General features: G+C 41.4%; 14 protein-coding genes, 1 tRNA gene, 1 rRNA gene and 2 riboswitches. Of the genes, 2 read left to right on the top strand and 14 right to left on the bottom strand.

Annotation, left to right across the window (positions count from 1 at the left end; all coding sequences use genetic code 11):
* Positions 1-17: 17 nt before the first annotated feature.
* The 4 genes from ubiB to rmuC are packed head-to-tail and all read right to left on the bottom strand — an operon-like array spanning position 18 to position 4,621.
* On the bottom strand, positions 18-1,661 hold the full coding sequence (ubiB, locus tag K358_RS0102975; RefSeq protein WP_027695429.1) for a ubiquinone biosynthesis regulatory protein kinase UbiB: 1,644 nt from the start codon (positions 1,659-1,661) through the stop codon (positions 18-20).
* Positions 1,658-2,263: a ubiquinone biosynthesis accessory factor UbiJ gene (locus tag K358_RS0102970; RefSeq protein ID WP_027695428.1), complete on the bottom strand. Its 606-nt coding sequence runs from the start codon at positions 2,261-2,263 to the stop codon at positions 1,658-1,660. Before K358_RS0102970 ends, ubiB begins: the two co-directional genes overlap by 4 nt.
* A gap of 9 nt (positions 2,264-2,272) precedes the next feature.
* Positions 2,273-3,055: a bifunctional demethylmenaquinone methyltransferase/2-methoxy-6-polyprenyl-1,4-benzoquinol methylase UbiE gene (gene ubiE, locus K358_RS0102965; RefSeq protein WP_027695427.1), complete on the bottom strand. Its 783-nt coding sequence runs from the start codon at positions 3,053-3,055 to the stop codon at positions 2,273-2,275.
* A 51-nt stretch (positions 3,056-3,106) separates the two neighbouring features.
* Positions 3,107-4,621 (bottom strand): DNA recombination protein RmuC, encoded by a 1,515-nt coding sequence (rmuC, locus tag K358_RS0102960; protein WP_027695426.1) that lies wholly within the window; start codon positions 4,619-4,621, stop codon positions 3,107-3,109.
* 96 nt (positions 4,622-4,717) lie between these two features.
* Here rmuC and K358_RS0102955 point away from each other — a divergent pair, with 96 nt between their 5' ends.
* The gene (locus K358_RS0102955; RefSeq protein WP_027695425.1) at positions 4,718-5,641 is read left to right on the top strand and encodes a DMT family transporter; all 924 of its coding nucleotides are present in this window, start codon (positions 4,718-4,720) and stop codon (positions 5,639-5,641) included.
* Between the two features lie 9 nt (positions 5,642-5,650).
* Here K358_RS0102955 and tsrA read toward each other — a convergent pair whose 3' ends face one another.
* A complete protein-coding gene (tsrA, locus tag K358_RS0102950; protein WP_027695424.1) occupies positions 5,651-5,938 on the bottom strand; it encodes an H-NS-like global regulator TsrA in 288 nt (95 codons plus the stop codon).
* A gap of 362 nt (positions 5,939-6,300) precedes the next feature.
* Between tsrA and K358_RS0102945 the strand changes: the two genes are divergently transcribed.
* The gene (locus K358_RS0102945; protein WP_027695423.1) at positions 6,301-8,082 is read left to right on the top strand and encodes an aminopeptidase P family protein; all 1,782 of its coding nucleotides are present in this window, start codon (positions 6,301-6,303) and stop codon (positions 8,080-8,082) included.
* 187 nt (positions 8,083-8,269) lie between these two features.
* On the opposite strand, the gene thiH is transcribed toward K358_RS0102945, so the two are convergent.
* The 9 genes from thiH to rrf all read right to left on the bottom strand — a co-directional run bounded on the left by thiH (position 8,270) and on the right by rrf (position 16,584).
* Positions 8,270-9,382 (bottom strand): 2-iminoacetate synthase ThiH, encoded by a 1,113-nt coding sequence (thiH, locus tag K358_RS0102940; protein WP_027695422.1) that lies wholly within the window; start codon positions 9,380-9,382, stop codon positions 8,270-8,272.
* Between the two features lie 5 nt (positions 9,383-9,387).
* Positions 9,388-10,167 carry a thiazole synthase gene (locus K358_RS0102935; RefSeq protein ID WP_038149583.1) on the bottom strand — a complete coding sequence of 260 codons (780 nt, stop codon included), beginning with the start codon at positions 10,165-10,167 and terminating at the stop codon, positions 9,388-9,390.
* A gap of 2 nt (positions 10,168-10,169) precedes the next feature.
* Complete coding sequence (gene thiS / locus K358_RS0102930) at positions 10,170-10,373, bottom strand: sulfur carrier protein ThiS (RefSeq protein WP_027695420.1); 204 nt, start codon at positions 10,371-10,373, stop codon at positions 10,170-10,172.
* 44 nt (positions 10,374-10,417) lie between these two features.
* Positions 10,418-11,164: a HesA/MoeB/ThiF family protein gene (locus tag K358_RS0102925; RefSeq protein WP_027695419.1), complete on the bottom strand. Its 747-nt coding sequence runs from the start codon at positions 11,162-11,164 to the stop codon at positions 10,418-10,420.
* Positions 11,165-11,192: 28 nt separating this feature from the next.
* Entirely contained in the window at positions 11,193-12,395 is a 1,203-nt protein-coding gene (gene thiE, locus K358_RS17955; RefSeq protein WP_051241151.1) for a thiamine phosphate synthase, read from the bottom strand.
* Positions 12,395-14,359: a phosphomethylpyrimidine synthase ThiC gene (gene thiC, locus K358_RS0102915; RefSeq protein ID WP_027695418.1), complete on the bottom strand. Its 1,965-nt coding sequence runs from the start codon at positions 14,357-14,359 to the stop codon at positions 12,395-12,397. The genes thiE and thiC overlap by 1 nt, the downstream gene beginning before the upstream one ends.
* Before the next feature lie 118 nt (positions 14,360-14,477).
* Positions 14,478-14,575, bottom strand: a riboswitch (TPP riboswitch).
* 71 nt (positions 14,576-14,646) lie between these two features.
* Complete coding sequence (locus K358_RS0102910; RefSeq protein ID WP_027695417.1) at positions 14,647-16,020, bottom strand: voltage-gated chloride channel family protein; 1,374 nt, start codon at positions 16,018-16,020, stop codon at positions 14,647-14,649.
* 80 nt (positions 16,021-16,100) lie between these two features.
* A riboswitch (Fluoride riboswitch) is annotated at positions 16,101-16,172 on the bottom strand.
* 152 nt (positions 16,173-16,324) lie between these two features.
* Positions 16,325-16,401 (bottom strand) — tRNA-Asp (locus K358_RS0102905).
* Positions 16,402-16,468: 67 nt separating this feature from the next.
* Positions 16,469-16,584: ribosomal RNA gene (rrf, locus tag K358_RS0102900) — 5S ribosomal RNA — on the bottom strand.
* Positions 16,585-16,631 lie beyond the last annotated feature (47 nt).

Here is a 16,631-nt window from a genome sequence, read left to right as displayed (position 1 = left end):
TGTGCAAAGTTTACGATTTAATTACGGTAGGTTCGCCAACTTGCGAGCCAGAATATAGCTCCCGCAATAACAAACCCACCAGACAATTGATGGTGCCAATCCGTTACACTTAACTGCAATATGGCAGAGCATACGACTAATGTCGCTCCAATGCCAAATAAAAACTTACCTGTTGTCTGTTTGCGTTTACCCGCTGAATATAGGGCAAAGTAACGTGCTACATTTTGATCTAAGTCACGCCCACGTTTTAAAGTTTCATAGAGTAATTCTGGCAGCTCAGGTAATTTCTCTGCCCATAGCGGTGCTTTATCTTTTACAGCATTAAATACTGCCTTTGGCCCAACCTGCTCCATCATCCATTTTTCTAAGAAAGGCTTAGCGGTTTCCCATAAGTCAAGCTGTGGATACAGTTGTCTACCTAGACCTTCAACATAGAGCAACGTCTTTTGCAGTAACACCAGTTGCGGCTGCACTTCCATATTAAAACGGCGTGCCGTATTAAATAAGTTTAGCAGTACATGACCAAAAGAGATTTCGCATAACGGTTTGGCGAAAATAGGTTCGCACACGGTACGAATAGCCGCTTCAAAATCAATAATATTGGTATCAGCAGGTACCCAACCAGAATCGACGTGCAATTCCGCCACTCGTCGGTAGTCTCGATTAAAGAAGGCTAAGAAGTTTTCTGCTAAATAACGCTTATCTTCATTATTGAGCGTGCCGACAATTCCGCAGTCTAATCCAATCCACAATGGATCTTCCGGGGTATTCCAAGAAACAAACACATTACCTGGGTGCATATCGGCATGAAAAAAGCTGTCGCGAAACACCTGGGTAAAAAAGACACTCACGCCTTTCTCAGCGAGAAGTTTCATATTGGTGCCATTTTTTGCCAATCCATCGAGATCAGAAACTTGGATACCGTAAATTCGCTCAGAAACCATTAAGTGCTCAGAGCTAAAATCCATTAATACATCAGGAATATAAAGATCTTTACTGACAGTAAAATTACGTCGCAGCTGCAATGCATTGGCCGCTTCCATACGTAAATCTAGCTCACTGAGTAAGGTTCTTTCGTACTCTTCGACCACTTCAACCGGTTTTAATCGACGCGCATCAGGCATAAATCGAGCAACAATTTTTGCCATGCGATACATCAGCTTTAAATCTGCTTCGATAACTGGGCGGATATCGGGGCGGATAACCTTGAGAACGACTTCTTGTCCAGTCTCTTTTACCTTTGCGGTATGCACTTGAGCAATCGAGGCGGAAGCAAGCGGCGTAATATCAAAATCATCAAACCACTGTTCTAATGGCCCACCTAGCGATTTTTCAATCTGCTGTTTCGCCAACTTGCCATCAAATGGATTTACTTTATCTTGCAGTAAGGCTAAAGGATCAGCGATATAATCGGGAAATAAATCACGGCGAGTCGACATCATCTGGCCGAACTTGATCCAAACCGGACCTAATTCTTGTAAAGCGAGTCGCAAGCGTTGACCCACTTCTTTATCTTGATGTTTTTTACGGATCCAGAATAAAAGTTTAATTAGGAGACGAGGCATTTTTACCAATTGATGTTCCGGTAAAAGTTCATCTAACCCGTATTCTAATTGAATTTTGATAATGCGATATAAACGTCTTACTTCACCTAACGTCATAACTTCGCCACCAATCTCTCTAGACGTTGTTCGATAACTGACACTGAACCGGCCAACTCATCAACTTGATCGCAGAAATAAGCCACTTCAAGCGCATTAGGAGCAATTTGCCACTCTTGAGTAACCACTGTCCCCAACCTTCTTTGTTGGTTCTGCAGTCCTTGTTTAAGCCATTCAGCTTGATTCTTAACACCTTGCACTACGGTATGAGCGATAACATCTCCGGTGGCACGAGAGAGCCACTCTTCCGGATCCGGCTGAATGTCGGTCATCAGTTGGGAAAACTTTTGAGCTAACTGAATATCACCTTCTAGGATTAACTTATCTTGCTTAATTAAACGCGTGATATTGGATTGATCTTTTAATTCAGGTAGTACCAATAGTTTTAAGCTCAAATAACAATCCGGCTCGGCTTCATAATGACTAAGTACATCAACCTGGTGACTAAACACAAAAATAAGTTGGCGATCGAGTTCTTGTAAATAAACCTTGATCACCTTACCTTTTAAACGAGCAACCTGCTTTTGATGTTCAGGTGCGTCGAGAATTAAACGGTTTAATGTGGTTTCAATAATCCCTGTCACCAATGGTTCAAATGGCATACTTATTCCTTAAAACTTATATCCGCGATGCAAGGCAACAATACCGCCAGTCAAATTAAAGTATTTAGTTTGCTCAAAACCCGCCTCTTCCATCATGCCTTTTAATGTTTCTTGATCTGGGTGCATGCGAATGGATTCTGCTAAGTAACGATAGCTATCGGCATCATTAGCCACAAACTCACCAATTTTAGGCAGTAAGTGGAAAGAGTATAAATCGTATACTTTCGATAATGCTTCAACTTTCGGCTTGGAAAACTCAAGTACTAATAAGCGACCACCGGGCTTTAATACTCGGAACATAGAGCGTAGCGCTTTGTCTTTATCTGTCACATTACGCAAGCCAAAACTGATGGTAATACAGTCAAAGTGATCATCTGGGAAAGGAAGCTCTTCAGCATTGGCTTGCACGTAATTAACATTACCGACAATACCGATATCACGCAGCTTATCGCGGCCAACATTGAGCATAGAGTTATTAATATCCGCCAATATAACTTCACCAGTATCGCCGACAATACGTGAAAACTTAGCGGTTAGATCACCAGTACCACCAGCAAGATCAAGCACCTTATGTCCTGGACGAACACCACTACAATCAATCGTAAAGCGCTTCCATAAACGGTGAATCCCTCCTGACATTAAGTCATTCATGATGTCGTATTTAGCGGCCACCGAATGAAAGACTTCTGCAACTTTTTCAACTTTTTGTTCTTTTGCTACCGTTGAAAACCCAAAGTGCGTGGTTTCAGTTTGCGAGTCAGAACTGTCTGCATGTACTGGCTTATCTGTCATGTTTTCCATTACTCCAACGTTGACACAGATGTGCGCTTAATTTGATTGCGGTTAGTTTACTTTATCCTCAATCGCTTGTCTGTCTTTGTCAGAATCATTTTGTGCAATTTCACTCACTTCGGAACTAATCGATTTTTTAACTTCTACCCCTAATGATTTGAAGCTCTCAGCTTGGCGAATTAGATTACCGCGTCCGGTCGATAACTTATTCATCGCACCTTGATAGCTATTTTGCGCGCGGTTTAACGCCTGCCCAACCGCTTCCATATCATCGACAAATAAGCGCATCTTGTCATATAACTTGCTGGCTCGTTCTGCGATCAATTGAGCGTTTTGATTTTGTCTTTCATTACGCCATAAATTATTGATAGTCCGTAGTGCCACCAACAATGTCGTCGGGCTCACCACAATAATATTTTGCTCCATCGCATCTCGAATCAAGCTTGGATCGCGCTCAATAGCAAGTTGGAATGCTGGCTCAATCGGAATAAACATCAAGATATAGTCTAACGAGGTGATACCTTTTAATTGGTGATAATCTTTTTGGCTTAGGAGTTTGATATGGCTTCTCACCGATACCAAATGTTCATTTAATGCTTTGGCTTTTTGAGCATCATCGTCAGCATTAAAGTAGCGTTCAAAAGCCACCAAGGTCATTTTAGAATCGATAATCACCTGTTTATCTTCTGGTAAATTAACGATCACATCGGGTTGATAACGTTTACCACTAGCATGATTTAAGCTGACTTGAGTTTGATATTCATGGCCTTCTCGCAAGCCAGAATCTTGCAGTACTTTCGCGAGAACCACTTCCCCCCAGTTACCTTGCTGCTTGTTATCACCTTTCAGAGCCTGGGTTAAATTGACAGCATCTTGCGCCATTTGCTCATTGAGCTTTTGCAGCTGCTTAATTTCATGAACCAGTGTATGTCGCTCTTTTGATTCGGCGTGATAACTCGCGGTTACTTGCTGTTTAAAGCCATTGAGTTGTTCTTTTAATGGGTTCAATAAACTTTCTAAGCTTTGTTTATTTTGCTGATCAACACTTTTCACTTTGCTTTCAAATAACTGATTAGCGAGACTTTCAAACTCAACTTTTAATCTTTGCTCGGCTTTTTCTAATAGCTGTAGCTTCTCTTGAGCAGAACGTTTTTCTTGGTCATGCTTAGCTTCTTGCTCTCGCATGCTGGCTTTTAGTTCATAATTTTGGTTATTTAATTGCTCATACTTATCTTGCAGTTTATGCAAATCGAACTGTATTTGTTCCAGTTGTTTTAATCGTTCATTGGCTGCCATTAACTGGCCAAAATTCTTTCTTGCTTCAAATTCAGATTTATCACGCTCAATATCGAGTTGGTCTAACTCCGATTGCTGCTGTTTGATTTGTTGATGTGCGGCCTGCAAAATTTGTTGTTGATTCGTGAATTCAGACTCATGCTGCTGTTTTAACATTTCAATTTGGTGGCTATGGCGATTTTTAATCCAAAGTTGTGCACCGACCAACATCATCAAAGCCACGATTAGGCAAAGCCAAATGAAATCGCTATGATTAAAAATCCACTGCATAAGTACCCTTACTTTCTTACATTTATTTATTCAGATCATATTAAATACTGGATAAATGTCCAGTTTATAGTTTAATTTAGCGAACAAGAGGCGATTATGGAAAACACAGCACCCTCAGAACGCAGCGCTCTTCTCTATGGGCTTGCAGCTGTTTTATTATGGTCAACCGTTGCCACCGCCTTTAAACTCACGTTGCAAGAGTTTTCACCAATTCAAATGTTATTGGTCGCTAGTTTGGTTTCGGTGGCTGTGTTACTGCTTATCTGCACAATCAAAGGAACCCTTCCTCAATTAGCATCAACCTTTCTCGCCAACCCTAAATATTTCATCTTATTAGGACTGGTAAACCCTCTCGGTTATTATTTGATTCTGTTTAAGGCTTACGATTTATTACCGGCATCGCAAGCTCAGCCTCTCAATTACAGCTGGGCTATTACCTTAACCTTAATGGCAGCATTATTTTTAGGTCAAAAAATTCGTAAGCAAGACTGGTTAGCCTGCGCACTTGGTTACTTAGGTGTGCTGATTATTGCAACTAAAGGGGATGTGTTTGCATTATCTTTTGATAGTCCACTAGGGGTAGGACTGGCATTATTATCAACCTTATTATGGGCAAGTTATTGGATTTTAAACGCCAAAAATAAAGCCGACCCAATATTAGTCGTCTTACTAGGCTTTTTGGTTTCGCTGCCGTTTTCTGCCCTGCTTGTTTGGTACGAGGGATTAAGTTGGGAAACGATCAGCATCAAGGGATGGTTGGCGGTCACTTATGTCGGATTATTTGAAATGGGCATCACGTTTGTATTTTGGTTAACAGCGCTAAAACGCACCCAAAATACCGCCAAGGTAAGTAATTTAATTTTTCTATCGCCATTTATTTCATTGATTTTGTTATCTCAAATTATTGGCGAGACTATCTACCCATCAACATTAATTGGGTTAGTTTGTATATTATTAGGCTTAGTGGTTCAGCAGATAAAATTTAAAAAACGAAATATTGATTGTCTAGGTAATCGTTAATTAAATTTATTACTTCGTCTTTTCCATGTAGCGCTTAAGATCATCAACCGATAAACCTTGGGCTTTTAATTGCTCTGCCAGTAATTGCACTTGCTCACCTTTGCGAGAATCGGCGATCACTTGAAATTGGTAAATAATATCTCTTAATAATTCTAGTGGCACTTGCTTAGCCGCACTACGAATTCGTTCCTGACTTTGATTACCCAGCTCAGTTAATAATTTACCGAACATGATTTTTTCTGGGCTTTCTTCCAACTGCTCTAAAATACGAGCCATTTCATATGTTGTTAATGACATAAGTTTATTTATATTCCAATTATTCAATTAAGGAAATCTAGAAAGGCAGCCATAAATATACGCCTGATTGATGGTTAAGCAAAACAAATTTTATATCTCAAAGCGACTTTATAAGTGCATTTTCGAATTTAAGATTTAAATTCAGGCGCTTGTGATTTTCTACAGCTTTCTACCTACCATCCCATTGAGAAACTCGATGACTTAATGTTTCACGTGAAACAGTAAAATTATCAATCGCATCATCAGGTTTTAAGCACAAGCGCATTACACTCTCTAGTACCGATGGTAGTATTAAGCCATAACATGAAATAACAATGTTCATGATTTCGGCATCGGCCGCTAAATCAATAAGGATGATTCAGATGTATAAAGCAATTGCAGATCGTGTCCAACAACTTCGCCAATGGCTAATTCAAAATGATTATGACGCGATCATTATTCCACATGAAGATGAATTTTTAGGGGAATACATTCCAGCCCATAATGAGCGTTTAAATTGGATCACTGGCTTTGCTGGCTCAGCCGGTGCGGCGGTAATTACTCAAGATAGCGCAGCGATGTTTGTTGATGGTCGTTATACTGTTCAAGTCACCAAACAAGTTCCGAGTGATATTTTTAGCTATCATCATTTTATTCAAGAACCGCCGATTACTTGGCTACAACAAAATATGCCGGTGGGTAGTCGTTTAGCTATTGATCCTAAAATGCATTCTGCCACTTGGTATCAAGCGGCACAAAGTAAACTCGATGGTCAAATTGAGATGGTCGATATCGAGAGCAACCCGATTGATATGCTTTGGTCTGATCGCCCTACAACCGTTGAATCACCATTACGTTTAATGCCATTAGACATTGTTGGTCAATCTTCACAAGATAAACGTCACAACATCGCACAACTCATTACTCAACAAAATGCTGATGCTGCGCTGTTAACTCAAATAGATTCTATTTGCTGGCTACTCAATATTCGTGGTCTCGATGTACCTCGCCTACCTGCCGTGTTATGTCATGCAATTTTACATGCAGATTCAAGTTTAGAGTTATTTATTAACCCTGAACGCATCCCTGCTGATTTTGCACAGCATGTCGGCTCAGAGGTTTGTATCTCATCACCATCTCAACTAGAAGCATCGCTTAGCTCACTAACGGGCAAGAAAGTTATTGTTGATCCGGCCAGCAGTAATGCCTGGTTCAGCCAAGTATTAGACAATAGCCAGGCACATATTATTGCAGCCAGTGATCCATGTTTACTACCTAAAGCGGTTAAAAACAAAACTGAATCACAAGGTATGATTAATTGTCATGTGCGAGATGGTGTGGCCATGGCAAAGTTTTTATGTTGGATTGATTCCGAAGTTGAAGCCGGTCGCTTGCACGATGAAGATACCCTATCTAATCAGTTGCATGATTTCCGTAAGCAAGATGAGTCATTAGCCGATTTAAGTTTTGATACTATTTCCGCAGCAGGCAGTAATGCAGCTATGTGTCATTACAATCACGCCGATCAAGTAGAGTTTGGCAAGCTTGAATTAAACTCGCTTTACCTTGTCGATTCAGGCAGCCAGTACCCAGACGGTACTACTGATATCACACGTACCGTGGCAATTGGTGAGCCTTCAGCTTTTATGAAGCAACAATTCACACTGGTACTCAAAGGCCACATTGCTTTGGCAACGGCACGTTTTCCAGTAGGAACCACTGGCAGTCAACTCGATATTTTGGCTCGCCAATATTTATGGGCTGAAGGCTATAATTATGATCATGGTACCGGTCATGGTGTGGGTCATTTCTTAAGTGTTCATGAAGGACCACAACGTATTTCCCCTGCCTACAATGGCGTAGCCCTACAAGCAGGTATGGTGCTATCCAATGAACCGGGTTACTACCGTGCTAACGAATTTGGCATTCGCATTGAAAACCTTGAGTTGGTCACTGAGAAACAAACCCAAGGTGATTTATCTATTCTTGGTTTTGAATCTCTTACTCGTTGTCCTATTGATGTTAGAACGATTGATCGCACGCTGTTAACGACTAACGAGATTGAGTGGCTAAATCAGTACCATCAAAAAGTATGGAATGATGTCAGCCCACTCGTTGATGGTGAGGTAAAACAATGGTTAAAGCAGGCTACCTTAGCTATTTAATTAACAATCGTTTTCACTATAAATAACCTCAACTGCAGATAACTAGAAGCAGTCAGTACCACCGTTGAGCTTAAATAAAAAACAAAGCCGTTTCGATATCAACCGAAACGGGCTTTATTGTTTCACGTGAAACCTATTTGAAACTAACTATAGTTGAGAATAACTATGTAACTATAATCTACACAAATCAGCCAGAATAAGCGTGATGCCAATCGGTCCACACCGCTTCATAGCCACGTTGTTGTACAGACTTAACCACCTCTTCAACTGAGCGCTCATCACTGATAGCAAATTGCTCTAACTCTACCTCTGAATTAGCATAACCTCCTGGCTGAGTTTTTGATGCAGCAGAGATATGGGTAACCCCTAGCGGCAATACGTTATCCCTAAAACTCGGTTGTTCGCGTGTCGATAATGACAACTCAACTTCATGGTTGAACAAACGGAAAGCACAAATAAGCTGCACGAGTTGTTTATCCGTCATTACCGATTTGGGTTGTAGAGCACCCTCACATGGTCTCAATCTAGGGAAAGAAATCGAATAACGAGACGTCCAATACTGCTTTTCCAAATACTGTAAATGTGCAGCCGTAAACAAACAATCGGTTCGCCAGTCTTCTAAACCTATCAGCGCCCCTATGCCGATTTTATCAACCCCCGCTTTGGCAACACGATCAGGCGTTTCGAGTCGGTAATAGAAATCCTGTTTATTCCCTCGCAAATGGTGTTTAGCATAGGTACTTGGATGATAGGTTTCTTGATAGACCATCACCGCATCAAGTCCAATAGATTTCAATTCACGGTAATCATCTTGATCTAATGGTTGAACTTCCATTGCCAAGTAAGAAAACTGCTGCTTAATCACTGGCAACATAGTACGGAAATAATTCATGCCGACTTTAGTTTCATGTTCACCGGTGACTAACAACACACTATCAAAATTCATCGCTTTGATAGCTTCTACTTCTGCTTCTACCTCACTTTGATCGAGTGTCCTACGTTTGATTTTATTCTCCATAGAGAAACCACAGTAAGTGCAGGCGTTGGCGCACAAGTTAGAAAGGTACAAAGGAATGTAGAAATTAATATTATGACCAAATCGCTGTCGCGTCAGAGCATAAGAACGTTGCGCCATTTGCTCAACATAAGGTTCAGCGGCAGGTGAAATTAACGCCTTAAAATCTTCCAAGTTTAATCTAGTTTTAGCTAAAGCTCGCTCAACATCAGCAGACGTTTTACTATGAATGGACAAATAGACTTGATCCCAATCTAGCGTTTTAAATACCTCAGTAAAAGTCATATCACCTACCCTAAAAACGCAGTAAGCGGACTTGATGCACTTGCCTGCTGGCTTACTCCACCTAGCCCTGCAAGATAAGCCTGACGTCCTGACTGCACGGCAAGTTTGAATGCTTGTGCCATTGCTACAGGATTTGTCGATGATGCAATGGCGGTATTGACCAATACGGCATCAGCGCCTAGTTCCATGGCATAAGCAGCATGTGAAGGCGCGCCAATTCCAGCATCAACCACCACCGGCACGTTCGCTTGTTCAATAATAATTTTCAGAAAATCTTCTGATACCAAACCTTTATTGGAGCCAATCGGTGCCGCTAGAGGCATAACGGCGGCGCAGCCAACTTCCTCTAGGCGCTTACATAACACAGGATCAGCATGACAATAAGGTAAGACAATAAAGCCTAGTTCAACTAATTTCTCAGCCGCCTTTAGTGTTTCAATAGGATCGGGCATTAGGTATTTAGGGTCGGGATGAATTTCTAATTTCAACCAATTCGTATCAAGCGCTTCTCGTGCCAACTGAGCGGCAAAAATCGCTTCCTTGGCTGTTTTGGCCCCAGAAGTATTGGGTAACAGACGTACATTCGTCTTTAATAATGGCGGTAAAATATCATCCGTTTGACGCTGTAGGTCGAGACGCTTAAGCGCCAAGGTGGTGAGTTCTGAACTAGAATGCAGCAGCGATTCCAACATAAGGTCAGAATTAGCAAACTTGCCTGTACCTGTAAATAATCTTGAATTGAATGTTTGGCCGGCGATAACCAGCGAATCTTGAAAATGATTCATGATTACCCTCCTGCGATCATAGTGAAAACCGAAACATCATCACCATCATTAAGTGTCGTTTCGGTCCACTGCGTTTTAGGAACCACATCCTGATTAATCGCAATCGCAATGCCTTGCTGATTGAGAGATAGCAGAGAAAGTAATTGAATTAGGTTATATTGATTCTTCTCTAAAATGTGTACTTGTTGGTTCACCGTGACTTGCATGGTGTCTCCTTAGATCCTTCTTTATGGAGACTGATTTATACCAATCAGCTTCCACAAACTGGGCACTCGGCATCTTTAGCAATATTAAATTTCTGCCAAGATAGCGTTTGCCCATCAAATAAATTAAGAGACGCAGGTTTTAGTTTGTTGTTTTGAGTTAAGTATTTGATCGCTTCAAGCGCTTGCAAATTACCTAACGTACCGACGACCGGGCCAATCACTCCCGATTCTGAACATTTCAAACCTGCGCTGTTATCTTGGTATGGCACAGCACAACGGTAACAAGGTGATGAATGGTGCTTAAAGTCAAAGCTCATTAATTGCCCGACCCAACCGATCGCAGAACCAGAAATCAGTGGCGTATTTCCATCATGACAGGCTTTATTAACGGCCTGTCTAGTTGGAAAGTTATCACTACAATCTAATACCACATCCGCCAGCATCACTTCTAAATTAAGCTGAGCGTCGGCTAGAAATGATTTCACACTACGAACTTTGCAATTAGGATTTAACTGCTTCAGTTGTTCGGCAGTCGCTTCTGCTTTATTTCTTCCAATATCAGATTCACGGTATATTACCTGACGCTGTAAATTGGATGAGTCAACTTCATCACCATCGGCAACCACTAATGAACCAATCCCAGCTCCGGCGAGATAAAGCGCAGCCGCTGAGCCTAGTCCACCACAACCAACCAACAGTACTTTGCTACCAATAAGTTTTTCTTGGCCCACTTCTGATACTTCTGGAACCATGATTTGTCGTTGGTAGCGCTGAAATTGTTGGTCGTTCATTGTTTTCCCTTGTTACCTATTAGAGCTGTTAAGCAATGGCCTTATGACTTCGCATAATTTGATAGAAAGAATCTATCGCCAATTGTATATCATTTGCCTGTGTAATAGCACGAACCACAGCTAAGCTGCTCACTCCGGTTTGCCAAACTTGTGCTGCATTATTCAAATCAATGCCTCCTATTGCTACCGTTGGAAAATCATCACCTATTAACATTTGGTACCCCGTTAACTTATGCAAACCCTGCGGTTGCGATGGCATTTGTTTGGTGGTGGTTGGGAAAATATGTCCAAGCGCAATGTAGGAAGGTTTCAGCTGCTTGGCGCGTAAAATCTCATAATAACCATGAGTTGAAATACCTAAACGTAAGCCAGCTTGGTTGATCGCCTGCAAATCTGCGACTTCAATATCTTCCTGCCCAAGGTGAATACCATAAGCGCTATATTTAATCGCAAGTTGCCAGTGATCATTAATGAATAGCTGTGCTTTATACTCTCGGCCAAGCTCTATTGCATGCTTTATCTTGGCTTCTAAGTCAGCTTCACTCGGATCTTTCATTCGAAGCTGAAGCGTTTTAACCCCTCGTTTAAGCAAAATTTCGATCCATTCAACCGAATCAACCACTGGGTATAAGCCGATATTGTGTGGTATTAGTTTGAAGGGAGGACTGACTTGCGATGTAGCCACTTGAGCTAATTGCGGGAAGGTATGAGCATTGGCTGGCCATGTTTCACGTGAAACATCCTGATATTGTTTCACTGCGGCATTCGCAATAATAGCTGCGTCTTCGGGTGTAAATTCTAAGCATAAACTAACAACAAACCAGCAGTAATGGCGAATAGTCGCTTCATGATTCCACTGCAAATTAAACGTGTGTAAATCAGCAGACAATCCATCCGCAAGCCTAATTTTATCAGTAAGTACATCACCATCATTGACTGCCACTGAGATTAAACTGACTCCATCTTGAGCAGTAAGTGATGCATTCGGCTCATGCTGATAACACAAAACAACATCGCAACCTTCATCTAGGCTCTCGACATCAAATACTGCAGAAATCACTTTCGGGCCAGATGTTAAATGAACAACTGCTGATAAATGACCTACAGGCGAACATGTTGAAAACTCAACATCAGGCAAAATAAAACCCGCTTGCTCAACTGCTTCTACACAAGATTGAACTTGCTGTTTAAATAAAGCTTCGTCGGCACCGTTAAAGGTAAGCTTACTCATTACTTATCCTCCTGCTCTGCCAATTCTTTATTCTTTGGCTGAACCGCAGGATGATAAAGCTCTGAACCTGTCTCAAGAAATTCACGTGATTTGGCTTTCATCCCTTCTAACGGATCGCCTATCATTTTTACCTCAATAGCCTGATCAGCTGATACTTGCTCACTGTCTTTGGCATACTCACGCACCTCTTGAGATATTTTCATTGAACAGAATTTAGGACCACACATCGAGCAGAAATGAGCAACTTTGCCAGACTCTTGCGGCAATGTTTCATCATGAAAAGCCAATGCGGTTTCTGGATCGAGCGAGAGATTAAATTGGTCATGCCAACGAAATTCAAAACGCGCCTTAGATAAAGCGTTATCTCGAATTTGTGCACCGGGGTGACCTTTGGCCAAATCGCCGGCATGTGCTGCAAGCTTATAAGTAATAAGCCCTGTCTTAACATCTTCTTTATTTGGTAAACCTAAGTGCTCTTTAGGAGTGACATAACAAAGCATGGCACAGCCAAACCAACCAATCATCGCAGCACCAATGCCAGAAGTAATATGATCATAGCCAGGGGCAATATCAGTGGTTAATGGACCTAATGTATAAAATGGCGCTTCATGGCAATGCTTTAATTGTTCATCCATATTCTCTTTGATCATATGCATAGGAACATGACCAGGACCTTCAATCATGACTTGAACATCGTATTCCCAAGCAACCTTGGTCAGTTCTCCTAGTGTACGTAATTCCGAGAATTGAGCTTCATCATTCGCATCGGCAATTGAGCCCGGACGCAGACCATCACCAAGCGACAATGCCACATCGTATTGAGCACAAATTTCACAAATCTCGCGAAAGTGAGTATAGAGAAAACTTTCTTGGTGATGAGCCAAGCACCACTTTGCAATAATAGAACCACCACGAGAGACTATCCCCGTAACTCGCTTAGCGGTCATTGGAACATAACGCAGTAACAGACCCGCATGGATAGTGAAGTAATCCACGCCCTGTTCGGCTTGTTCGATCAAAGTATCGCGCATCACTTCCCAATTGAGGTTTTCCGCAACACCGTTTACTTTTTCTAATGCCTGATACATTGGAACTGTGCCAATTGGAACAGGACTATTACGTAGAATCCACTCACGTGTTTCATGAATATTACGACCAGTAGAAAGATCCATAACGGTATCGCCGCCCCAACGAGTCGACCAAACCAGCTTTTCAACTTCTTCTTCAATCGAGGATGAAACCGATGAGTTACCAATATTGGCATTCACTTTAATTAAAAAGTTGCGACCAATGATCATTGGCTCAGATTCTGGATGATTAATATTGGATGGAATGATCGCTCGTCCTTCCGCAACTTCACGGCGCACAAACTCAGGGGTAATTTCTTTAGGTAAATGAGCACCAAAATTTTCGCCAGGATGTTGCTGGTTTAATTGCTCATCAGCAAACTTTTGACGTCCCATATTTTCTCGTATCGCAATAAACTCCATTTCAGGGGTAATGATTCCCTTACGGGCATAGTGTAATTGCGTAACACAACAACCTGATTTTGCTTTACGAATTGAAGGTAAGTTGCCATATCTCAAGTTGTCCAAAGTATCATCATCTAACCTTTGCTGAGTAAACTTTGAGCTTACCGAATCCAGGACAGCAGTATCCGCCCTTTCTTCAATCCAAGACTCCCTCAACTTAGGTAAGCCTTCATATAGATTGATTTGATAATTAGGATCGGTATAAAAACCAGAGGTATCGTAGACGTGAATCGGCTGATTTGGCTCTAGAATAGGATCATCTTTTGTGCCCCCGACAAAACTATCTGCGAGGCTGATTTCACGCATAGGTACACGTAGATCAGAACGACTTCCTTGAATATAAACTTTTTGAGAGTTGGGATAAGGTTGGACAGATAGAGAATCAATAAAATTCTTAGCGTCCATTCTGGCTTGTTTACGACTTGACGACATAGCATTTTCCTTTAACTGTATGAGTTAGAAGCCCCGAAGGGTAAATGCTTGACGGATTTTGATGCACAAGAGTGGATCTGTAGAAACAGATACACATATAGAGGGGTAATTGTAGATAGATTACTCTTCTCTCGTTCCCTTCGCAGGTATTAGCCTGATCAGGTTCAACGGATCCCGCATAGCGGTCTCAGCCTTATGGCACTCCGACAAGTAGAAAAAGTATATTAGGTCAATTTATAATCATCAACCATTATTATTGATAAAGTTGATGAGTGACGACTTATCTATTATTTATTTTTTAATTTCTTAACTAGTGAAGCAAATAAGCTTGATTGGGTTTCTCGCAGTTGGCCAATTTTCCCATCAAACTTAGGCGCGTCTTTTAAATCAAATAACTTTGGAACCGCAACTCGTTGTGAAGAGTAAATACCTGTATGACCACTAAAATAGTACGCGGTATAGCAGGCAACAGCGAAGTATAAAATGTACTCTGAACCAAACAGCTCTACACCCATGATTGTACAGGCTAGCGGAGTATTAGTCGCAGCGGCAAAAACCGCGATAAAACCTAACGCGGCGAACAATTCAGGTGGCGCACCTAGAGCCCAAGCTAAAGTATTACCTAACGTAGCACCTATGAAAAATAATGGCGTTACTTCCCCGCCTTTGAAGCCTACCGATAGAGTAAGAGCGGTTAATACTAATTTAAATAACCAGCTATACCACTCAGCACCACCTTGATGGAAAGCTGAAACAATACTCACCCCACCTTCGCGATAGCTGTAGACACCTAAACCTGTATAGTCATAATTACCAATCAGCTTAGTAATTAAAATCACTAGGATACCGCCAACAAACACAATCAAATATGGATTCTTCAAAGTCAGTTTAAAAAAGTCCTTTAAAGAATGCGTAAGTTCACCAAACAGATAACCCGCTAAACCAAAGCCTACACCTGCTACTAAGATTTTAAGCAATAGCAATGGATCAACTTTCACAACATGATCGAGTAACTGATATGACTCTAAAAAGTCGATGCGATAGTGAGTATGATGCGCTCCTAACGCCGTACAGACCACATCAGCAACTATAGCAGCAAATAAGGCTGGAACTATAGCGTCATACTTTAAGCGCCCTATAGCGAGCACTTCTAGCGCGAAAATAGCACCAGTCAAAGGTGTACCAAAAATTGCACCAAAGCCCGCAGCAATACCTGAAATAAGCAGCAATCGCTTGTCTGATTCTGATAATTTAAAAATCTTAGCAAAGTAATTAGAAGCGGCTCCACCAATCTGCACAGCCGTACCTTCACGACCCGCTGAGCCACCAAATAAATGGGTGATCACTGTTGTAATTAAAACCAATGGTCCCATACGAGTAGGAATACCGGCTCCAGGCTGATGTATTTCATCCATGATGAGGTTATTACCACCATCCGAATTTTTGCCTAACTCTTTATATAAGTAGACAATAACTAGGCCAGCAAAGGGTAATATATAGAGAAGCCAAGTATTTGCTTCACGAGTTGCTGTTGCCTCAGATAAAATCCATAAGAAAAAAGCATTAAGCGCACCGATAACAGATGCAACAGGAATAATGATGGCAATCCATCGGAGGATCTGAGCAAACAACTTTGGGTTAGCGTTCAGTGGGTGAGACATATATCTACCTAATATAATTAATATTAATGCTAAGGATAGATATATTAAGAGCAATTGGAAACCTGCAGATAGATCTATCCTACCTAACAGGAGCCATCATCTCAAAAACAGAATTGAGCGGTTAAAGGTGGAACCCCATCACCCGTGATCAAGATCACATTTTTATTCTATACAAAAATAATGTTTGTACAACTGTAATAACAGATATTCACTTGATATACATCAAGTTGCTTTTAAATGTCAGACCTAATTTCTACAAACGAAAAAAAACCTGACTCTTTCGAATCAGGTTTCTTAAAATAAGTGGCGGAGTGGACGGGACTCGAACCCGCGACCCCCGGCGTGACAGGCCGGTATTCTAACCAACTGAACTACCACTCCGCAGTGTCTATTCAGTATTACAACTTTTGCCTTTAGATTTTTCTAAAATCTAAAAACTGAAAGTAAAGCCTGGCGATGTCCTACTCTCACATGGGGAAACCCCACACTACCATCGGCGCTACTTCATTTCACTTCTGAGTTCGGCATGGAATCAGGTGGGTCCAAAGCGCTATGGTCGCCAAGCAAATTCTTTTGTTAAAACATCATTTATGATGCTTTAACTTAATTCG

This window comes from Vibrio litoralis DSM 17657 (assembly GCF_000426765.1).
Taxonomy (GTDB): Bacteria; Pseudomonadota; Gammaproteobacteria; order Enterobacterales; family Vibrionaceae; genus Vibrio; species Vibrio litoralis.
The sequence above is the reverse complement of the archived record's forward strand: the minus strand, read 5'-3'. Positions and strand labels throughout refer to the sequence as shown.

Coding starts and splice junctions, on each gene's coding strand:
- thiE (WP_051241151.1), bottom strand. CDS start 12,395: ATGAGTAAGCTTACCTTTAACGGTGCCGACGAAGCTTTATTTAAACAG.
- ubiE (WP_027695427.1), bottom strand. CDS start 3,055: ATGACAGATAAGCCAGTACATGCAGACAGTTCTGACTCGCAAACTGAA.
- ubiB (WP_027695429.1), bottom strand. CDS start 1,661: ATGACGTTAGGTGAAGTAAGACGTTTATATCGCATTATCAAAATTCAA.
- thiH (WP_027695422.1), bottom strand. CDS start 9,382: ATGACTTTTACTGAGGTATTTAAAACGCTAGATTGGGATCAAGTCTAT.
- thiS (WP_027695420.1), bottom strand. CDS start 10,373: ATGCAAGTCACGGTGAACCAACAAGTACACATTTTAGAGAAGAATCAA.
- tsrA (WP_027695424.1), bottom strand. CDS start 5,938: ATGTCATTAACAACATATGAAATGGCTCGTATTTTAGAGCAGTTGGAA.
- K358_RS0102910 (WP_027695417.1), bottom strand. CDS start 16,020: ATGTCTCACCCACTGAACGCTAACCCAAAGTTGTTTGCTCAGATCCTC.
- K358_RS0102955 (WP_027695425.1), top strand. CDS start 4,718: ATGGAAAACACAGCACCCTCAGAACGCAGCGCTCTTCTCTATGGGCTT.
- thiC (WP_027695418.1), bottom strand. CDS start 14,359: ATGTCGTCAAGTCGTAAACAAGCCAGAATGGACGCTAAGAATTTTATT.
- K358_RS0102970 (WP_027695428.1), bottom strand. CDS start 2,263: ATGCCATTTGAACCATTGGTGACAGGGATTATTGAAACCACATTAAAC.
- K358_RS0102925 (WP_027695419.1), bottom strand. CDS start 11,164: ATGAACGACCAACAATTTCAGCGCTACCAACGACAAATCATGGTTCCA.
- rmuC (WP_027695426.1), bottom strand. CDS start 4,621: ATGCAGTGGATTTTTAATCATAGCGATTTCATTTGGCTTTGCCTAATC.
- K358_RS0102935 (WP_038149583.1), bottom strand. CDS start 10,167: ATGAATCATTTTCAAGATTCGCTGGTTATCGCCGGCCAAACATTCAAT.
- K358_RS0102945 (WP_027695423.1), top strand. CDS start 6,301: ATGTATAAAGCAATTGCAGATCGTGTCCAACAACTTCGCCAATGGCTA.